The sequence below is a fragment of the Rhodococcus sp. PML026 genome (assembly GCF_000963615.1).
Taxonomy (GTDB): Bacteria; Actinomycetota; Actinomycetes; order Mycobacteriales; family Mycobacteriaceae; genus Rhodococcoides; species Rhodococcoides fascians.
Window position 1 is genome coordinate 593280 of the sequence record NZ_KQ031373.1, and the last position, 18801, is coordinate 612080.

Genomic DNA, 18801 nt, shown 5'->3' on the forward strand with positions numbered 1-18801 from the left:
TCCGGTCCACCTCATGGATCGGTAACGTCGCACTAGCGCAAGCCCGGTATCGACCCAGAAAGGGCGCACCATGACCGTGCGACCATCCAGCGATCCCACTGCCGCCGACTGGCTCGTCCACGCTGATCGAGATTGGTGGGACCTCGCCACCAGAGGTCCACTGGGGTACGAGAGCTACGCGCGTCTCCGGTTCATCCCGGATCCGACGCACGCGGATCAGCGTGAGGGCGAGGCCGACGTTCCGTACGACGAGCGTTCGGAGACAAACCAATTGGCGATGGTCGTTGCGACGCTGGCCAAACACACGACGACACCAGCGGACTGCTACTTTTGCGTATGGGAGGGGTGGGGTGGTCTCGAGGTGCACGGTGCCGCGCGAATCCACCTCCCGGAACGGGAAGCATTCTTGTTCCGGGGGGCTGCCCTGGACCTATTGCGCTGGGAACAGGCACTCGATCCCCCTGATCGCGAGGGTCTGCCGATCCCCTCGTTCGTCTGGCCCGCCGACCGAGCCTGGTGCATCGCCAACGACATCGATCCCCACTTCGCCACCATCGGTGCGAGCTCGTCCGCGATAAAGGACGTTCTCGCCTACCGTCGAGTCGACACAGTCATCGACGACCCTGCCAGCCCACAACCCTGGTACAGCCATTGAATACCGGCCGCACAGAATGGTCTAACACTGATCTGCAACAGGATATCTCGGCAACAGGATGGGTGAACGACGGCCTGAAGGTCGTCTCCGAAACCACAGTGGGCTCGCTGGTCCCCACTGTGTTCGACGCCTATGCCCGCATCCTGTATCCCGGGCGCAACGGCACGCCGAATCCCCTTCCGCGGGCGAAACCCATTGCAGCCCGGCATGTTCAGCTGGCATCCATCATCGAGGTACTCGCTGGTAGCACGAACACACCGGACGATTGCTTCTTCGCTATCTGGGAAGGCAACACCGCACTCGACTACATTCGCGATTCGGCACCGACCACGAACATCGCCGGCTACGACTACTTCCTGCTGAGGGGGCCGGTCTCACGTGCAACGGACACCCTCGGTGGGTTGTCACCGAATCTGTGGTGGCCCAACGACCACGCGTGGTGTGTAGCTCAGCACTTCGACTTCCCCTGTGCCTATATCGGGGGCAGCAGGGATGCCGTTGCGGACCTTCTCGCGCTCACAGAGATCGATTCGTCGCCGGTCCGCGTCGACCAGATCATCACCGTGAACTACGACCAGCACATCGACTGAGATACCTCAACCAGTCGATGCAACGGTCTCGACAATCGATGCTTTCCAACGAACTCCGAATCCCGCAGGTATTGAATCCCTTTCGTGGTACTCCAGCGCACCGCTGTACGTCACACTGAACGCGCCGGGATGTCGCGTCGGGATCAATTCCCGTCGTTGCACGAGAAGACCGGCCCGATCATGGATGCGGAGGGTGCCTCGCGGCCGCGTCCGAAAGTCCAACCACAGATACCTGTCCCACACCAGGCAGCCGTGTAACGTCACATCACCGACCAGGCCGCCGTCGCCCATCATCGTGGTGAAGCCGTTCCCGAGATGCGCCACCCACTCCGTCAGACCGTCCACAGTGACAGTCTCGACCCGAGCCGGCACCTCGGCACACATTTGCGCCGGCAGGTCCATCTGGTCGGGTGACGCCCAGTACGTGGTGGGAGTAAACACCGCGCCTACGGCAGGCTCGTCAGGCCACGGTTCCATGTCCTCGAGCATCCACAGTTGCGACATATCAAGCAAACTCACGTCAGAACTGCGCCCTGGGCGCTCCCATTCCCGGGTCGATTTGGAACGGCCCGCTGGCGGACGGCGCTATCGGGAAATCGAAGATTGCGGTGGGGATGTACACGGTGGCACAGGAGTTGGGTATGTCGACCACTCCGGACAGGCGTCCCTCGATCGGGGCCGAGCCCAGCAGCAGGTACGCCTGCTCGGGGCTGTATCCGAATTTGGTGAGGTAGTCGATCGCATGCATGCAGGCGTTCTGGTAGGACAGGTCGGAGTCCAGATACTTCTGCTCGCCGTCGACGGTGACCGAAATGCCCGAGAAGGCAATCCATTCCGAGTACTGCGGTGCGGTGTTTCCTGGCATGAAGATCGCGTTTTCACTGACCCCGTACGTGTCCATGCCGCCCTTGATCAGGTCGACGTGCAGGTCCATGAAACCGCCCATTTCGATGGCACCACAGAAGGTGATCTCCCCGTCACCCTGCGAGAAGTGCAAGTCTCCGAACGACAACTTCGCCCCCGGTACGAACACCGGATAGAAGACGCGAGTGCCCTTGGTGAGATTCTTTATGTCCTGATTGCCACCGTTCTCTCGTGGCGGTGCCGTACGTGCGGCTTCGCCTGCGACACGCGAGAACTCGTCGCCGCTCAACGATCCCAGAATTGCCCCGTCGAGTTCGGGTGCCAAAGCCAGTGGCGGAACACGATGGGGATCGGTGGCGATCAGAGCACCTTCACGGGCGTTCCACTTGGCCAGCAGAGCAGCCGATGGCGCGGTTCCCATCAGGCCGGGATGAGTGATGCCGGTGTACTTCACGTGCGGAACGTGGCGAGATGTGGTGGTCTGGCCGGAAAAGTCCCAGATCGCCTTGTACGCGTCGGGGAATCGATCAGTGAGGAATCCGCCACCGTTCTGCTTGGCGAAGATCCCCGTGTATCCCCAGCCCTGACCGGCCAGTGGGCCCGAATCTTCCTGTGGGATCGGACCGACGTCGAGGATATCGACGATCAGCAGGTCCCCGGGCTCGGCTCCCTCGATGTGGAACGGCCCGGACAACGTGTGCACGTTGTTGAGCGGCGCATTCAGAATGTCCTCGGCGGAGTCGTCGTTGTGAATGGCCCCGTCGAACCATTCGCGGCAGTGCGCCCGAAACGACGTGCCGGGCTTCACTGTGACCGCCGCCGGGATATCGGGATGCCATCGGTTGTGACCGACGATCTCCTGTTCGGTGAAACTCTTCGTCGAGTCGAGCGGAAACAGCAGTTCGGGCACGAGGCACCTCCGGTTGCGCGGATTCTCCTGCCTCGATCATTGCACCGTCGTGGTGTATTCGGCCCAGTATGACGTGTAAATGTTGTATGACGTTGCGCCGGAACGCCACTGACACGACACCTCGCGCTACCCTCGTGTGCGTGCCCACCTACAGCTTTCGCTGCACACAGCGTTGCGAACCCGTCGAGCAGAGATTCTCCATGGCCGATGTCCCCTCCCAGGTGACGTGCCCGGAGTGCGGCGAGAGCGCTGCACGCCGGATTTCGTCTCCTGCCCTCGGCAGGGGGAACAGCGCTGCGATGAAGGCACACGACGCCTCGCGGGCCACCGCCGACTCACCGACGGTAGTCACCTCCATCCCACGGCAAGGGCGGGCGGCTAGCCCGACGACGTCGAACCCGCTCCACCGTCGCCTGCCACGTCCCTGATCTCGGCGTTTCTCTTTCGTGCCGACGGGGAAGTCCGGGTGCATGTCCCAGCTCCCCGCTCCCCCGTCCATCGCCGACGGCTTCACCACCGACGACGTCGTTTCCTGGGTTGCCGAGCATCTGGGCGACCTGACGCTCGAGCGGCCGGACGGGATTGCCGCCGGCGGCATTCGCGGCGGACAGTCGGCCGCCGACATGGCGCTGGCCGGTCTGGACATCACCGGCTACGCCCGCGACCGCAGCACTGTCCTTCCTGCGAATCGTCGTGGAGCCAGTCGAATGTCGCCGTACATCCGGCACGGTCTGCTCACTCTCCCTGAGGTGTGGGACGCCGTAGCGGACGCCCCTGCGCGCGATCGCACGCGGTACCGGGACGAACTCATGTGGCAGGAATACGCCCGCCACCTCTATGCCCGCGTCGGAGCCGATCTGGGGAGATCCCTTCGTCGTGAACAACCACGACCGCACAACTGGACTTCCGAACCCTGGCCCGACGAGATGAACTGCATGTCCACGGTGGTGGGCGAATTGCACAGTGACGGTTGGCTCGTCAACCAAACACGCATGTGGCTGGCGTCCCAATGGGCTGTGCGTGCCGGCGCGACATGGCGCGACGGCGAGGACGAGATGTTCACCCACTTGCTCGACGGCTCACGGGCGGCCAATCGACTGGGTTGGCAATGGACGGTCGGTACCGGAAGCGGCAAGGTGTACGGCTTCAGTCGGTGGCAGGTGAACAAGCGCGCACCATCCCTGTGCCGCAACTGCGCGCTGAAAGACGCCTGCCCCATCGAGAATTGGCCCGACGATGATCTCGGACCGGCAGTCGACGGACCCGATCTCAACAAGGCACCGGTACCCGCGGGCCCCGCGAGCATGGAAGGTGATGGTGCAGAACAGGTCTGGCTGACCGCCGAATCGCTCGGCACCACAGACCCCGCCATGGCTGCGAATCCCGAGCGACCTGCCGTCTTCGTGTTCGACGAACCACTCCTGCACAAGCTTCGGCTGTCCGGAAAGCGACTGGTGTTCCTAGCCGAGACTCTCGGCGAGATCGCGTCGACCCGGCCGTTGGAGGTACGTCGCGGCCGAGTATCCGAGGAACTTTCCGGACGGTCTCTGGCCGCCACCTGGGCACCCGTTCCCGGCTTTTCTCGCATCGCCGACGCCATCGCCCCGGTCGAATTGCATCCATGGCCCTGGCTGACGCGTCCCACCACATCCTCGGTCCGGTCGTTCAGTGCGTGGCGGCGCAGTCACTGACGTGCCCGCACCGTGATCTGCCCTTCCTCGCTGGTGGCGGAGACCGTCTTCGGCGATCTGGGGTCGTTGATCACGTCGACGACGACGTCGCCTTTGTCGGATGCCGCGTCGACGGCATAGAAGTCGGCGGGCGGAAGCCCGATCGTCGTGTCGCCGATCACGTTGCGCGCCTTGACCGATTCCGGTGCAGTACGCGATTCGACGCTGATCTCGCCGAACGTCGTGCTCACATCCACGATGGACGCAGTTGCATCACTGATCTTCACGTCACCGAACCGTGTGTCGACCCGGATGGCTCCCGCCGATCCACGAGCGAACACCGATCCCGACGCTGTCGAGACGGATACGTCTGCACCGACATCCGACAGCACGACATCACCGCCCGCACCGTTCACCGCGAGGGTCAGGCCTGCGGGTATCTGCAATTCGACGTCGGCGTCACACGTCTTGTACCTGCCGTAGGAACATTCCACAGCCACGCTCGACCCGTCCGCACCGACGTCGACCGTGGGGGCGTCCCCTCGGTAGATCCCGTGCGCTCGAACATGCAGCGAATCATCGGGGCTGGGCACGAACTTCAGGTGCGCGAACCCGGTCGTCACAGTCAGCTGCGAGCCGTCGATCGCGTGATCTACCGAGTAGTCGTAGTTCTGAGTCTTCGGAACGGAGAAACCGAGCGCGATCGCCGCAGTGGTGCCTGCTCCGGCCGCACCGACCACGACGGCCGCTGTGGTGATCGCCAACGTGTAGCGCAACAATGGAATTCGATTCATCGAATAGCTCCCAGGTATCGTAGGACTGCCATGACCCGGCGGTGATCCGCACTGTCGCCGAGCAATCCGAGTTTGGCGAAGATGTTTCCGATGTGCTTCTCGACGGCTGCTTGGCCTACGACCAGAGTGGAGGCGATGCCGGCATTGGACTTACCTTCGGCCATCGCCGTCAGCACATCTCGCTCTCGCGGTGTCAGCGAGTCGAGTGGATCCGATCGTGGTGCGCGCGCCAAAATCTGTTGCACAACTTCTGGATCGATGACGGTTCCGCCGTCGGCGACCGTTTTCACCGCGTCGGAGAATTCGTCCACATCGGCGACGCGATCCTTCAGCAGATATCCGACGCCGTCCGTGCTCTGCCGAATCAGTTCTGCCGCATACCTTTCCTCCACGTACTGCGAGAGCACCAGTACTCCGACATCGGGCCAACGCTCACGAATGACCAGTGCCGCTCGCAGACCCTCGTCGAGAAATGTCGGAGGCATCCGCACGTCGATGACGCAGACGTCGGGCAGCGGCTCGGTGGACGACATCAGCGTCAACAGCTGCGCCGCGTCACCAACTTTTCCGATCACCTCGGCACCGGAGTCGACCAACAAACGCGCAACACCCTCACGTAGCAGTACCGAGTCGTCGGCAATGATCACTCGCACGGGATGGTCACCTCCACTCGTGTCGGGCCGCCCGACGGCGAAGTCACCGTCAGGGTTCCGTCGATTCCGCTGAGCCTGTCGGCCAATCCGGCCAATCCGCCGCCGGGCTCGAAATACGCACCGCCGCAACCGTCGTCGACCACGGTGACGGCGACGGAGGACTCGCCGCGAGCGACATCGACCTGCACGTTTCCGGCGTGGGCGTGCTTGCCGACATTGGTCAAGGCCTCGGACACCACGAAGTACACCGTCGACTCGGCGGTGGCGTTCAGACGTCGCTCGCCGGTGAGGGCCGGGTCGATGTCGATCGTCACCGGAACTGTCGACAACGCCGCGACCGACGACAGCGCTGCGTCGAGTCCGCGATCGGTCAGGATCGGGGGATGCAGTCCGCGCGTCAACGTTCGGATCTCACCGATCGCGTTCTTCGCCTCCCGATGTGCATCGTCGAGCAAACCCTTCAAGACCACGTCGTCCGTAGCCGACGCGCGAGACTTCGCTTGTCCCAGTGACATTGCCACCGAGACCAGCCGTTGCTGGGCACCGTCGTGCAGGTCCCGTTCGATGCGTCGCCGCTCGGCATCGGCGGCGTCGACGACGCGAGCACGGCTCATGGTCAGCTCGTTCACCCGCTTGCTCGACTCCGACTGCCCGAGAAGTGCTGCAGCGCTCCACCAATCGAGCTTGGCAATCAGGGTCGTCAGTGGCGGAACGCCGGCAACCAGGACTACCAGAGCTGCCACTCCGATCACCGCAACCAGCGGAAAGTCCACTCGTTCGGCTATCTCCAACCCGGTGCCCTCGGGATCGGTGACCAACCACGCGACCGGGGCGGCCGCCAGAACCGGAAGCGCCAGGAAGAGCGCAGGCAGCAAGAACAGCAGCGCAGCCGAGATCGGAATACGAATGATCCAGTAGACGAGCGACTTCCACAGCCCGACGTCACGAACACACCACACCAACCTTCGCCAACTGGTCGGATAGACGATGGTGTCCGGTTTCGTGATCTCGATGCCACTGGTCAGGTCGATGCCCGCTCGCGCCGCGATGTCCAGCCAACGAAGGACCACGATCGTGAACACGAAGACGAGCACACCGCTGAGGGCGAACGGCAACGCGAACACCGCGAGCAGGAGCAGACCTACGATCAGCCATCCGCCCAGTCCGGCGAACGTCGTCGCCAACAGCGACGCCATTGCCAACCACCACTGCTGCGAAATCCACGCTCTGAGCGGATTGAGGGGAATCGGTAATGCCTGGTTCATGCGGATGAGCCTAAGTGGGCAGTCGCCGGGGCGTCCTCACTGCGAACCCACGAGGTGAGGTAGGGCCAGCCCTACCCTCGGCGCGCAGGTCCATGTGAGTTCGCCCAGCTCAGGCGTCGAACACGCCCTTTGCTTCCCGAACTTGTCGGTAGCCGGTGATATCAAGGAAGTACACGACTACAGAAAGGGTTCCCATGTCCGCCAGTGTCGATACCTGCCACGGAACGCTCGTGATCCACGCAGTCGGTAGTGCGGAATGCACGGAACCCGATTGCGTGGATCTCGAGTACGTTCGCCACTTCCTGGTGCTCGAGTGCGAGGAGATCACCGGCGGCTGCCAGTGCACAGCGCTGGTTGAGCTCGCTCAGGCGTCCTGACGCCGGACGACCGGCTGCTGCAGCTCCGTCACCCAGTTCTCCTGCGGCGCAGGCTCGGAGACCAGGTAGTACTCGCGGCAGATGCCGGAGAGCTCGTAACCGTTGGCGTCGATCCAGGCCATGAACTGCTCCCAGGTTTCCCCGATCGTCGCCATCGAGCCGTGGTGCACGGTCGTCAGCGCGAGGTCGATCGCGGGTAGCTCGGTGACGTCGTAGTCCTCGCCTGCATCAACGTCGGGGGTGATCTCGAACGCGGCATGCACCGTGATGCCGGTGCCGTCACCGTCGTCGACGGCCTCGTAGAGGGCGATCGACGACGGTCCGAATTCGACTCCGTCTCGTGCCAGAGACGACGCGAGCCGGGCGTACATCGGACCGATCACCGGGCCGATGTTCTGTGGCCCGTAACCGGCAGCATTCTCGGTGACGACGGCGACGCGGGTGGCCGGCAGCGACTTGGTGTCCACAATGATCATCGAATCTTCTCCCTCTACGGCGCGGAGGCGCGCATCGATCCGACGCAGTCGGGCGGCGTCGAGATCGAGTCGATGGGCGACGTCTTCACGTTTGGCGACGAGCATCCGACGCAATCGGTCGGCGCTGACCTGCGCATGCACGATCTGCTTCACCTCGTCGAGCCGAAATCCCAGGTCCTTGAACATCAGGATGCGGCCCAACTCCTCGAACTGTCTACCGTCGTACGACCGATATCCGGTGAACGGATCCACCCGTGCCGGCGTCAACAGCCCGATCTCGTCGTAATGCCGAAGCATGCGAACCGAAACCCGGCCGATCGATGCGAACTCTCCGATACTGAACATGACCCTCCGAGACTGCCGTCTCACACTGTGTGAGGGTCAAGTATCGCGCGCCGTGCGGTGGCTCGACCCGTTCTGCGCGCACCGATCAACCACTTTCGCCGGTCGTCGCATCGATCGAGTGCGCTCCCTGATAGTCACGAAAAATTCGGACCAGGCCATTCGCCAGGTCTACGGCACCCCAGCGGTCACCGTAGCGCAACAGGCGTTGAGAAACCAGGCTTGGCAGTGAATTCCCGACACATCTCGAGACGGCCTCCCGGAGCCGCCTCGATAACCGACCGGGCGTCTGTAATCAAATGTTGAACGACCCTGTGAATGGGACGTCGCAGCGGTTATGGTTCGTTTCGATGCTCCTCCCCCGAACCCACAAGGACTCGCCATGAAGAGACGCCTGATCGCCTATTCCATTGCTGCACTTGCTATCTCCGCCACCGCAGTGGCGCTTCCCACCGGAGTGGCCTCGGCCGCGCCGTGTTCGGATGTGGACGTCTCGTTCGCTCGCGGCACCGGGGAACTTCCCGGCCTCGGCATCACGGGTACTCCTTTTGTGAGCACCGTCAAATCGCAACTCTCGGATCGCTCGGTCAGCACGTACGCCGTGAACTACGCCGCCGACTTCACCCAGGCCAGCGCGGGACCCGGATCTCGCGACCTCGTGGCTCATCTCAATTCCGTTGCGGCATCGTGCCCGTCGACGAAATTCGTGATCGGCGGTTACTCGCAGGGGGCGACCGTGGTGACCAACGCAGTCGGTCTGCGCACTCCCAGCAGCTTCACCGGTGCCGTCATCCCGGCCGCGATCGCCGACCGTATCGAGGCCGTTGTGGTGTTCGGCAACCCATTCTGGCTTACCGGCAGGAAGATCGAAACAGCCAGCAGCACATACGGTTCACGCACCAACAGCTTCTGCAACTTCGGCGACCCGGTGTGCCAGATCGGTGGCTTCAACACCTTCGCTCACCTGACCTACGGCACCAACGGCTCGACGACGCAGGGTGCCTCGTTCGCGGCCGCTCAGGTACGGAGCTGAATCGACTCACCGAAATCGGTGCGCGGGCCCCGATGGTTCTGCGGATAGAAAAGTCGGTTCCGGTAGCCCGGATTGCTGTGCGCTCGTGAAGATTTCCTCAGCGACTGCATCGACCCGAGCTATCGGAACCAACGCAATGGCCGAACCCCCGAACCCCCCACCCGTCATACGGGCCCCGTATGCCCCGGCTCGCAGCGCAGCATCGACGGCGCTGTCCAGCTCGGGGGAACTGACCTCGTAGTCGTCTCGAAGCGAGACGTGCGACGCCGTCATCAGGTCGCCGAGTTCGGTACCGATGTCACCGCCGTCCAGCAACGCTACTGCCCGCTCGACTCGTCGTATCTCGCTGGTGACGTGACGAACTCGGGGAACGAGAGCCTGATCGACGAGCCCCGATACCGCCCGCTCGGGGTCGAGTCCGCGCAGCGTCGACACACCCAGCTCCAGGTAGGCCCGGTCGAGGGCGGCCCGGCGGGCACCGTACTGGCCGTCGACCAGACGGTGCGGAGCGTTGGTGTCGATCACCATGATGCGAGCACCCGACGCCGCGACGTCCAGTGGGATCTGCCGGGTCGACCCGTCGAGGCAGTCCAGAAGCAGGGCATGCCCTCGTTCGGCAAGCATCGCGATGGCTTGATCCATTCCCCCGGTCGACGCGCCGGCCACATCGTTCTCGGCGCGAATGCTGGCGTCGATCAGTACCTTTCGATCGACGTTCAGATCGAACAGATCGCTCAGGGCCAAGGCGAACGAGCACTCGAGGGCCGCCGAACTCGACAGGCCCGAGCCCACCGGTACCGAGGAGTGCACGGCAACATCGACTCCGCCTATCCCGTGCTCCTGCAGCGCCCAGGCAACGCCCGCGACGTACGCGGCCCATCCCGACGGACTTCCCGGTCCGATGTCACCGAGTTGCCCCGTCCACGTCTGGTCGGTGTGCGTCGAGACCGCCCGCATCGTGGCATCCTCGCGCCGCCGAACAGCGACTGCAGTGGCGAAGGGCAGCGCGAACGGCAACACCAGACCTCCTGCGTAGTCGATGTGTTCGCCGATCAGGTTGACTCGCCCCGGTGCCAACCAGACGCCGTCCGGCTCCCCGCCGAACGCGGTGTCGAACAGCCCCGAAGCACCGTCGGCGAGGCTCTGCTCGGACACGACGCTCAACCAGTTCACACCAGCACCTCGCGCAATCTGTCTGCGATTCTCTCGGGAGTCGTGTCGTTGATCCATGCGCCCATCGCCGACTCGGATCCGGCCAGAAACTTCATCCGGCCCGGTGACCGCATCATCGAGAACAGTTGCAGGTGAAGTCGTCCCAGCTCTCGATCGGATCCGACGGGGGCCTGGTGCCACGCCGAGATATACGGCACCTCGTCCACGCCCTCGAAGAATGCGTCGACGCCCCGCAGCAATGCGCGGTAGACGCCGGCCAGCTCGTCGCGCTCCGCGTCGTTCAGTTCCGCAAGATCTGCGACGTCGCGGCGCGGAGCAAGATGTACCTCGAGCGGCCACCGTGACGCCGCGGGGACGTACGCCACCCAATGCTCGACATCCACGACTATCCGTCGGCCCGAGCGCAATTCGGCGGCGAGTACATCGGCCAACAGAACTCGACCGGTGTTCTCGAAGTGCTTGCGCGACTGCCTGATCAAAGCATCGGTACGAGGAGGAAGGTAGGGGTAGGCGTAAATTTGGCCGTGCGGGTGCGTCAAGGTGACACCGATCTCCTTGCCACGATTCTCGAAGCAGAACACCTGTTTCACTCCATCGATCGCCGAGAGCTCCGTGGTCCGGTCTGCCCACACGTCGATGATCGTTCGGACCCTCGACAGTTCCAGCGAGACGAAAGACGCGTCGGGATCACTGGCGAAACAGACGACCTCGCACCGACCGGTACCTGCCGCCAATGGCCACATCGGCTCACCGTCGACCGCTGCCGGAAGAGTTTGTTGTGCAGCACTTCCCGCCAACGACGGGAAACGGTTCTCGAACACCACGACGTCGTAATCCGAGGCCGGGATCTCGGTCGCCGGCCGGCCCGGACGGCTGGGGGCCAACGGGGACAGGTCGGCGGGAGGCAGGAACGTGCGGTCCATCCGCTGGGCAGCCATGACGATCCACTCGCCGGTGAGAACGTCGAATCTCATCTGCGAGAGCGACATCGACGGCGGCAGCGGCCGTGAATCCACCAGCTCCCGGGTGGCACCACCGGAAAGGTAGGGCTCGGTGTCGTCGTAATAGATCAATTCTCGACCGTCGGCCAGCGTGGTCGAGGTCTTGCGCATCGGATGGCTGGTGTCCTGCGTGGTCATCGACTGCTCTCTTCTCGAGTTGTCGGCCGGGGCTCGGCGGGACCGGTTGCGACGACCACGTCGTCGACGATGTCGGTCAGCGCGTCGCGAATACGTTCGGGCACATCGACATCGGTGACGATCACGTCCACCTCCGACAACGCAGCGGTGGTTGCGAGGGCGCGAACACCCCATTTGGTGTGATCAGCGAGGACCGCGACGCGTCGAGCCGAGGCGACGAAGGCCTGATTGGTCTGTGCCTCCAGCAGATTGGGGCAGGTGAGGCCCGCATCGATGTCCACTCCATGCGTGCCGAGAAACAGAATGTCGACGTGCAGCGTCTGCAACGCACCGACCGCCAACGGGCCGACGAGTGCGTACGACGGGGTGCGTTGGCCTCCGGTGAGCAACACGGTGTGGTCTGCTCTGCCGCCGGCGTGAAGGACGTCGGCGACGGGCAAGGAGTTGGTCACCACGGTGATGTCGGGTACACGAAGCAGTTCCCGCGCCAGCGCGTGTGTCGTCGTACCTCCGGAGATGCCGATGGTCGTTCCTGGCCGGATCAATCGTGCTGCGGCGCGGGCAATGGCGGCCTTGGCGTCACGGCTCTGCTCGGACTTGACCGGAAAACCCGGCTCGAACGCGCTCGCGGAACTCGGCGCGGTGATGCCGCCATGCACTCGCTCGACCAGGCCCTGGGCGACCAGTTCATTGACGTCACGTCGAATGGTCATGTCGGACACCGACAGAGCAGTGCCCAACGCGGCCACCGTGACGGCTCCCTCGGACAGCACCCGGTCCAGAATCTTTTGCTGACGTTGATGGGCGAGCATCACACCATCACCAGACCTGATTCCATGCACACAACATTCACCAGATAACAACAAATGTCAACAAAAGCGAACAGGGTGCGGCGATGTGGTCAGAAGTCGTCGTCGCTCTCGGACGCGGTTCGTGTACGCCCGATCCGTGTCAGATGCACCCGTCGCGCCAGTCGAATCACGGGACGAATGAGCAGTTCGATACTCCCCAGCAGGAAGAGCCACGTACCGATGACCGTCGTGCTCTCCTGAAAGAAGAGGATGCTGCCGGCGATGAACCAGACCGCAACGAGAATGTCGTTGATGATGCTGACAACTTCCCACCGCTGGCGAATCACCAGCTCCTCGTGCCCGATGGTGAAGGTCAGGTCGTTCATAGCGGCTCCTTCGTAAAACGTCTGTGTACCCAGTCCGACTACCCGGATCCCTCCCAATCGACCCGGGCTGCCATCTCGAGCAGTTTCCGACGGCGTGTCTCGCTGGTCTCGCCGATCCGCGCGATACGTCCGTACACATGGGCACGGAAGTCGGTCAGAACGTCCCGATTCTGTTGAACTGCACCGCTACCGATGCAGTTGTGCAGTAACGCGCGGAGGTTGTCGTACTCCTCTCGCGGAACTGCGGGCCACGCATTCACCACCAGCCCGGTGAGCTGTTGGCGTTGATGCGCGCGCCGCACTCGGGTTTTGTCGGGATGAATCGTGAAGCCCTCGTCGTGCACAATCTGGGACAGCACCCATAGCAACTTGTCGACGTCGAGGTCAGCCGGACCGGAGAACGCCAGGTCGTCGGCGTAGCGGGTATACCGGGCACCCATGGTGCGGGCGAGCCCGGCAGCTCGAATATCGAGTTGGCGGGCAGCCAGGTTGGCCAAGGCGGGCGACGTCGGTGCGCCCTGCGGCAAGTGAGTGGTGCGAAGCCTCGCCGCCGTCGCGCGGTCCATGCCCGTCAATTCGCCGGCCGGGGTGACCGTTGTGCACAGCGCGGCAAGATTGGCCGCGACCTTTCTGCGGTAGCCGACGGCCTCGAAGATCGCAACGACGCGATCGAACCCAATGGACGGAAAGAAGCGACGTAAGTCGACCGAGACCACCACCTCACGCTCGGCGTGGGGCGTCGCGAACGTGCGGGGGCTTCGCCCTTTACGAAAACCGTGCGCGGCGGGATGTGGTGGAATTCGATCCAGGATGCGGTGCAGTATCTTTCGCTGAATCTCGCGCAGGCGCGGTTTGGGAACCTCCAGCAGTCGAATGCCCTGACGTTTGTCCAGTCGCGCAGATCGATAGTGCTGCAACGGGAACGGCGCGGTGCGCAGCCTCCCCTGCAGGTCGGCAAACCACTCGATTTCGGAAATGGTCAGGTCAAGCGATTGCGCGAGCTGGCCCGTCGTCTCGTAGCGAGGCACCTCGAACCGCCAGGGTACGACACGGCCACGTATCGGCGATCGCTGTGACGACTTCGACGGCTGCGTAATTAACGGAAGATCTCGCAGCAGAACGAATATCGACGCCTCGTCGAACGGCGGACTCGGGTACAGGTCGATGATTCGATCGGCCAACCGCGAGGCCTTGGCCGGCATGAATCGAGAGAACGCCTCCTCGAGCCCCGATTGCGTCCACTCTGCGTCTGCAGCCAAACGAGCCAGGGTTGCGGCGGCGCGCGGAGACAGTTCGCGGTCGTTCACGTGTGTCGCTCCGCCGGACCTGGAGCGAGAGAATGCAGCGACGCGAGGCGACCGAAATCTTTCGTCCTCGGAGCAGTCGGGCACGCGTAGCGTGCGGAGCTGCTTCGGACGCAGTGCTCGATTCTCTTCATGTACCCAGGGGTTACCCCTGAGACCGGTCCCGCGGACCAACTCTCGCCCACGCGCCGCTGCATCCCACCACAATGCCAAACCGACGCGGATCTGTCAGCGGGATGACTCACTAGTTCGACCGACCGGTCGGGTTTTGAAGTTTTCGTGAGTTGCTCGATTGCGAGCCGGAGCTCTCGAGTCCAGAGCAGGTGAACGGAACCAGCGCCGACTCCGTTGCGTCCAACCCGTAGATGGGCTCTTGGGAAAGGACAGTGCACATGCATCGAAGCAGTCGATGGGCGGCAATCGCAGTAGGTCTGCTCCTGCTCAACGCATGTTCGACGGGCCCCGGCGGTACTGCAGTCCCCGAAGTCATCGCGACGACCAACACCGCCGTCGCCGCATCGACGCCGTGGGATCCATGCACCATCCCCGACGACGTCATCGAGCAGGCGGGATTGAACACGGCAACCAAGGAATCGGGGGTGTTCGGCAGAGATCAAAACGGATTCAAAATTTGCGGATGGGTAAGTCGCTCGCCAGCTGACGCCTACTTCCTGCGCATTTTTGTTGGGCTGCAGAGCTTGGACTACATCGACGATCCGAGCCATTTCGATCGACTCGAGCCTGTCCGAGTAGGCACTCGGGATGCCACCCAGTACCAGCAGATAGCCGCCGATGCATCCCGCAACTGCGGCATCGCATTCACCGCTGGAGCTGAATTGATCAGAGCAACGTTCATTACAGGCCAATTGACTGGCAGCTCACCGTACGACCCATGCACAGAGCTCAATGCCGTAGTGGCCAGACTCGATTCCGAACTGCCCAACTGAATTTTCCGTCTATCGAAGGACACACACCGTGGGCCAAGTGAAGCCTGACCTCCTCGCACAGTGGCAGGACATGAACCAACGAGCCGACGCCGGCACCCTCACCATTCCAGCCGACGTCGCTGCAAAATGCGACGCAGCCTGTGTCACCTACCTGGCTCACCTCAAGAAGATGCAGGTCGACTCGCTTGCACTGACCGAGGTCGAAGACTGGGGAAACTTGCCATCCGCCCAAGCGTTGCGTGACAAGTTCCTGCGCCTTGCGACCGGCAAAGACACGTCACTCGACGTCATTCTTCAGCAGCACATCGACGTCATCGATTCGATGCGTACGTTGTTTCGGCGCTACTTCGACGAGACGGCAGAAGTCGACAGCAGAACGGCCGCGAATGTCGTCGCGCTCACTCCAGAGAACTGACGGCCTGCAGCACTATTCGCTGGACATCGACCTCGCGGTTGTCGTTGTCCAGTGCCGCTACACCGGCTCGCAATTGCGAGAACGCCACCACTCGATCCGCGCCCTCAGCCGTCAGGCACACCCCACCGACGAGGTGTGGATCCCGACGATGGCGTGAATCCCCGCCTCCCCGCGTTTTCGTCGCGTCCGGAGCGTAGCTGCAAGCAAGCCTCCTGAGACGGATCAAGGCCGCCCAGGTTAGAACCACACCTAGAGGTTCGCGTGGTGGAGACTCAGCCTCCGTGCGCCTCGACGGCCACCGGCTGCCATTCGCGCCAGTTGGCCAGTCGCGACTCGTAGTCCTTCGTCGCGATCTGGAGCGGTGCCTCGCCGAAAAAGACTCGCAGCGGCGGCTTTTCGGCGTCGACGACTTTGAGCAGCGCCGAACGCGTAGCTACCGGATTGCCAGGAGTCGCCTGCCTTGCACTCCGCAGTTCGGCGGCCTTCTTCCGAACCGGGTCGTACGCGGCGATGTCGGTGGACTTCTTGGCGGACGGACCGGCCCAATCGGTGGAGAACCCACCCGGTTCGATCAGCGTCACATGGATACCGAAGTCCTCGACCTCCTGCGCCAGGGCCTGACTGAATCCTTCGAGGGCCCACTTGGACGCGTGGTACGCACCGACATTGGGGAATGCGGAGATTCCGCCGATGGACGACACCTGCAGGATGTGGCCGCTGCCCTGCTCACGCATGAACGGCAACGCGGCCTGAGTCACCCACAGCGCTCCGAAGACATTGGTCTCGATCTGCGCGCGGGCGTCCTCCTCGGAGATCTCTTCGATCATCCCGAACTGGCCGTAGCCGGCGTTGTTGACGACGATGTCGAGTGATCCGAAGGTCTTGTGCGCCAGGGCGACTGCTGCGAAGTCGGCAGCGCGGTCGTTCACATCCAGCTCGATCGGCAGAATCGCGTCGCCGTATTTCTCCACGAGATCGTGCAGTGTCGCCGTGTTGCGAGCCGTGGCTGCGACCCGATCGCCGCGGTCGAGGGCTGCAATCGCCCACTCGCGTCCGAATCCCTTGGAAGTGCCGGTGATGAACCACGTCTTGGATGCCATGAATCTCGCCCCTTCGCTACACGGACAAAAGTAAGGACGACGTCCGCTGCAAACGCCTCTCGGCGAGTGGTCGCTCGTAGCGACAAATGGGGTGAGGCCCGGGGCTTGCCAAGCGAACGCCGTCGAAAGAGTCCAACGGGGTGGGTACGCCGACTATTCCCCGCACGTCAACTTCGTTCCGTTCAGCTGTGCTCGGTGATCATCACCGCCATGGTGTTCGGCTCCAGCGCCTCGAAGATGTGCAGCGCGTCGCCGGGGTAGGCGACGTAGTCGCCGGGCATCAGCTCGACTGCCTCGCCCACCGGCCCCACCAGGGCTCGTCCGGCGCTGAGCACAACGTGCTCGACCACGCCGGGGGAATGAGGGTCCGAGCGCCTGGGCTCGCCCACGTCCGCACTGACCAGATAGATGTCTCGTCGCGCGTTCGGCGGAGACGACGCCAGCAGCGTCGCGGAGTAGTCCGCCCGGTCCGATGCAAATCTTGGCCCCTCGCCCGCACGGATCAGGCGGACCGACTGCTTCGCGGGCTCGACCAGTCTGGAGAACGGTACGTCCAGGGTGACGCTGAGCGCCCACAGAGTTTCCAGACTTGGATTCCCCGTACCCGATTCCAGTTGCGACAGAGTCGATTTCGCAATCCCGGCGCGGCGCGCCACCTCGGCCAGCGAGAGGCCGACGCGTCGCCGCTCCTGCTGCAGAGCGGCAGCGATGGCTGCGATCGGTGGTCCGGCGTCCGCCATTCGTTCACTCCATCGGTACGTTCGTTTGATTTGACGAACAGCCTAACATCGTCCACTATAACGACCATGCGTTCGACATGGCGAACCCTGCAGGGGGTCAACATCCGCGACATCGCGTTGGTCTGTCTGGCCGACGCCTTGGTCGGGGCCTCGTTCGGTGCCATCGCCGTAGCCGCCGACCTGCCACTGTGGCTACCGGTCGTGATGTCCCTGGTGGTCTTCGCGGGCTCATCCCAATTCATCTTCGTCGGCATCCTGGCCGTCGGCGGCAACCCCGTCGCCGCCGTGGCGAGCGCGTTGCTCGCGAACACTCGGCTCGTACCGCTCGGATTCTCCATAGGATCCGTTTTCGACAACGTCTCGCCATGGAAGCGACTGCTCGGCACCCACCTGATCACCGACGAAGCGGTCGCATTCAGCGTCGCCGAAGAAGACGAAGGACGGCGTCGAACAGCGTTCTGGCTGTGCGGAATCGGACTGTTCGTCACCTGGAACATCGGGGTGGTGATCGGCACTCTCGGTGGTGGCGCAATTACCGATACCGCCGCACTCGGACTCGACGCCGCATTTCCGGCGATCCTGCTCGGACTGATCATGCCTGCGCTCCGAGATCGGGGCACGCGCAATGCCGCACTCGTCGGCGCAGGGATCGCCCTGGCAGCGTCGATGTTCCTACCGAGCGGACTGCCGGTGCTCCTCTCGCTGATCGCCGTGGTCCCCGCACTGCTGTCCGCCAAGCCCGCCGCAGGCAAGGAATCCGCATGAGCCTCACGATCCCGCTGATCGCCATGATCGTCGGCACTTTCGCGCTCCGCCTCATCGGCCCGGCCCTGCACTCGCGCATGACCATCTCGCCCCGCATCGACCGCGTCATGTCCACCTCGGTCGCCGTCGTGTTCGTAGCCCTCATCGCCACCTCGACCCTGCTCGTGGGCAAGGACTTCGCGGGCTTCGCAGCCCCTATCGGCGTCACCGTCGCCGGAATCCTCGCTTGGCGCAAAGCACCCTTCGTCGTCATCGTGATCGCCGCTGCCGCAACCACCGCTGCCCTCCGCTGGATCGGTGTCGCCTGACCGAACCGCGGCACCCCAAGTCCACTAGATGTGACATTGACCCCCGAAAAGTCCACTCGACGTCACATTGAGTGCATCGGATGGGGAACACGGGTGACAGCCAT

24 protein-coding genes are annotated in these 18801 nt (G+C 63.4%); 10 read left to right on the top strand and 14 right to left on the bottom strand.

Annotated elements, in window-relative coordinates; genetic code table 11:
* Positions 1–70 precede the first annotated feature (70 nt).
* Positions 71–655 carry a hypothetical protein gene (locus VF34_RS13430; RefSeq protein ID WP_032374599.1) on the top strand — a complete coding sequence of 195 codons (585 nt, stop codon included), beginning with the start codon at positions 71–73 and terminating at the stop codon, positions 653–655.
* Positions 656–717: 62 nt separating this feature from the next.
* Entirely contained in the window at positions 718–1245 is a 528-nt protein-coding gene (locus VF34_RS24350) for a hypothetical protein (RefSeq protein WP_052061615.1), read from the top strand.
* A gap of 6 nt (positions 1246–1251) precedes the next feature.
* Here VF34_RS24350 and VF34_RS13440 read toward each other — a convergent pair whose 3' ends face one another.
* On the bottom strand, positions 1252–1764 hold the full coding sequence (locus VF34_RS13440) for a hypothetical protein (protein ID WP_230593515.1): 513 nt from the start codon (positions 1762–1764) through the stop codon (positions 1252–1254).
* A 1-nt stretch (position 1765) separates the two neighbouring features.
* Positions 1766–3019 carry a formamidase gene (gene fmdA / locus VF34_RS13445; protein WP_027494894.1) on the bottom strand — a complete coding sequence of 418 codons (1254 nt, stop codon included), beginning with the start codon at positions 3017–3019 and terminating at the stop codon, positions 1766–1768.
* 200 nt (positions 3020–3219) lie between these two features.
* Between fmdA and VF34_RS24690 the strand changes: the two genes are divergently transcribed.
* On the top strand, positions 3220–3447 hold the full coding sequence (locus tag VF34_RS24690; protein WP_230591622.1) for an FmdB family zinc ribbon protein: 228 nt from the start codon (positions 3220–3222) through the stop codon (positions 3445–3447).
* A gap of 42 nt (positions 3448–3489) precedes the next feature.
* On the top strand, positions 3490–4710 hold the full coding sequence (locus VF34_RS13455; RefSeq protein WP_032374601.1) for an FAD-binding domain-containing protein: 1221 nt from the start codon (positions 3490–3492) through the stop codon (positions 4708–4710).
* On the opposite strand, the gene VF34_RS13460 is transcribed toward VF34_RS13455, so the two are convergent.
* From VF34_RS13460 to VF34_RS13470, 3 genes are read right to left on the bottom strand one after another with little or no spacing between them, the layout of a single operon-like run.
* Positions 4704–5483, bottom strand: a complete 780-nt coding sequence (locus tag VF34_RS13460) for a DUF4097 family beta strand repeat-containing protein (RefSeq protein WP_027494896.1) — start codon at positions 5481–5483, stop codon at positions 4704–4706. The two genes, VF34_RS13455 and VF34_RS13460, sit on opposite strands and share 7 nt — an antisense overlap.
* Complete coding sequence (locus VF34_RS13465) at positions 5480–6136, bottom strand: response regulator (RefSeq protein ID WP_027494897.1); 657 nt, start codon at positions 6134–6136, stop codon at positions 5480–5482. Before VF34_RS13465 ends, VF34_RS13460 begins: the two co-directional genes overlap by 4 nt.
* A complete protein-coding gene (locus VF34_RS13470) occupies positions 6127–7401 on the bottom strand; it encodes a sensor histidine kinase (protein WP_052718670.1) in 1275 nt (424 codons plus the stop codon). The genes VF34_RS13465 and VF34_RS13470 overlap by 10 nt, the downstream gene beginning before the upstream one ends.
* A gap of 194 nt (positions 7402–7595) precedes the next feature.
* Here VF34_RS13470 and VF34_RS13475 point away from each other — a divergent pair, with 194 nt between their 5' ends.
* On the top strand, positions 7596–7778 hold the full coding sequence (locus VF34_RS13475; protein ID WP_027494898.1) for a hypothetical protein: 183 nt from the start codon (positions 7596–7598) through the stop codon (positions 7776–7778).
* Here VF34_RS13475 and VF34_RS13480 read toward each other — a convergent pair.
* Positions 7766–8599 carry a MerR family transcriptional regulator gene (locus VF34_RS13480; RefSeq protein ID WP_032374602.1) on the bottom strand — a complete coding sequence of 278 codons (834 nt, stop codon included), beginning with the start codon at positions 8597–8599 and terminating at the stop codon, positions 7766–7768. The genes VF34_RS13475 and VF34_RS13480 overlap by 13 nt on opposite strands.
* A 379-nt stretch (positions 8600–8978) precedes the next feature.
* On the opposite strand from VF34_RS13480, the gene VF34_RS13485 reads away from it, so the two are divergent.
* Positions 8979–9629 (top strand): cutinase family protein, encoded by a 651-nt coding sequence (locus VF34_RS13485; RefSeq protein ID WP_032374603.1) that lies wholly within the window; start codon positions 8979–8981, stop codon positions 9627–9629.
* Positions 9630–9635: 6 nt separating this feature from the next.
* Here VF34_RS13485 and galK read toward each other — a convergent pair whose 3' ends face one another.
* The 5 genes from galK to VF34_RS13510 all read right to left on the bottom strand — a co-directional run bounded on the left by galK (position 9636) and on the right by VF34_RS13510 (position 14425).
* Positions 9636–10859, bottom strand: a complete 1224-nt coding sequence (gene galK, locus VF34_RS13490; protein WP_080733348.1) for a galactokinase — start codon at positions 10857–10859, stop codon at positions 9636–9638.
* Positions 10799–11914 (bottom strand): galactose-1-phosphate uridylyltransferase, encoded by a 1116-nt coding sequence (gene galT / locus VF34_RS13495; RefSeq protein ID WP_032374625.1) that lies wholly within the window; start codon positions 11912–11914, stop codon positions 10799–10801. Before galT ends, galK begins: the two co-directional genes overlap by 61 nt.
* A gap of 23 nt (positions 11915–11937) precedes the next feature.
* Complete coding sequence (locus VF34_RS13500) at positions 11938–12753, bottom strand: DeoR/GlpR family DNA-binding transcription regulator (protein WP_032374605.1); 816 nt, start codon at positions 12751–12753, stop codon at positions 11938–11940.
* 89 nt (positions 12754–12842) lie between these two features.
* Positions 12843–13118, bottom strand: coding sequence for a YrhK family protein (locus tag VF34_RS13505; protein ID WP_032374606.1), 276 nt, complete (start codon positions 13116–13118; stop codon positions 12843–12845).
* A 38-nt stretch (positions 13119–13156) separates the two neighbouring features.
* A complete protein-coding gene (locus tag VF34_RS13510) occupies positions 13157–14425 on the bottom strand; it encodes a reverse transcriptase family protein (RefSeq protein WP_032374626.1) in 1269 nt (422 codons plus the stop codon).
* Positions 14426–14814: 389 nt separating this feature from the next.
* Here VF34_RS13510 and VF34_RS13515 point away from each other — a divergent pair, with 389 nt between their 5' ends.
* Together VF34_RS13515 and VF34_RS13520 are read left to right on the top strand one after the other, a co-directional pair.
* Positions 14815–15369 (top strand): DUF3558 family protein, encoded by a 555-nt coding sequence (locus VF34_RS13515; RefSeq protein ID WP_032374607.1) that lies wholly within the window; start codon positions 14815–14817, stop codon positions 15367–15369.
* A 37-nt stretch (positions 15370–15406) separates the two neighbouring features.
* Positions 15407–15784 (top strand): hypothetical protein, encoded by a 378-nt coding sequence (locus VF34_RS13520; protein WP_032374608.1) that lies wholly within the window; start codon positions 15407–15409, stop codon positions 15782–15784.
* Here the strand turns inward: VF34_RS13520 and VF34_RS24985 are convergent.
* From VF34_RS24985 to VF34_RS13535, 3 genes are all read right to left on the bottom strand, one after another.
* Complete coding sequence (locus VF34_RS24985; protein ID WP_156158520.1) at positions 15768–15905, bottom strand: hypothetical protein; 138 nt, start codon at positions 15903–15905, stop codon at positions 15768–15770. The genes VF34_RS13520 and VF34_RS24985 overlap by 17 nt on opposite strands.
* Before the next feature lie 151 nt (positions 15906–16056).
* Entirely contained in the window at positions 16057–16884 is an 828-nt protein-coding gene (locus VF34_RS13530) for an SDR family oxidoreductase (protein WP_032374610.1), read from the bottom strand.
* Between the two features lie 182 nt (positions 16885–17066).
* Complete coding sequence (locus VF34_RS13535; protein WP_032374611.1) at positions 17067–17624, bottom strand: helix-turn-helix domain-containing protein; 558 nt, start codon at positions 17622–17624, stop codon at positions 17067–17069.
* A gap of 66 nt (positions 17625–17690) precedes the next feature.
* On the opposite strand from VF34_RS13535, the gene VF34_RS13540 reads away from it, so the two are divergent.
* Entirely contained in the window at positions 17691–18389 is a 699-nt protein-coding gene (locus VF34_RS13540) for an AzlC family ABC transporter permease (protein WP_032374612.1), read from the top strand.
* The gene (locus VF34_RS13545; protein ID WP_045841521.1) at positions 18386–18697 is read left to right on the top strand and encodes an AzlD domain-containing protein; all 312 of its coding nucleotides are present in this window, start codon (positions 18386–18388) and stop codon (positions 18695–18697) included. The genes VF34_RS13540 and VF34_RS13545 overlap by 4 nt, the downstream gene beginning before the upstream one ends.
* Positions 18698–18801: the final 104 nt, after the last annotated feature.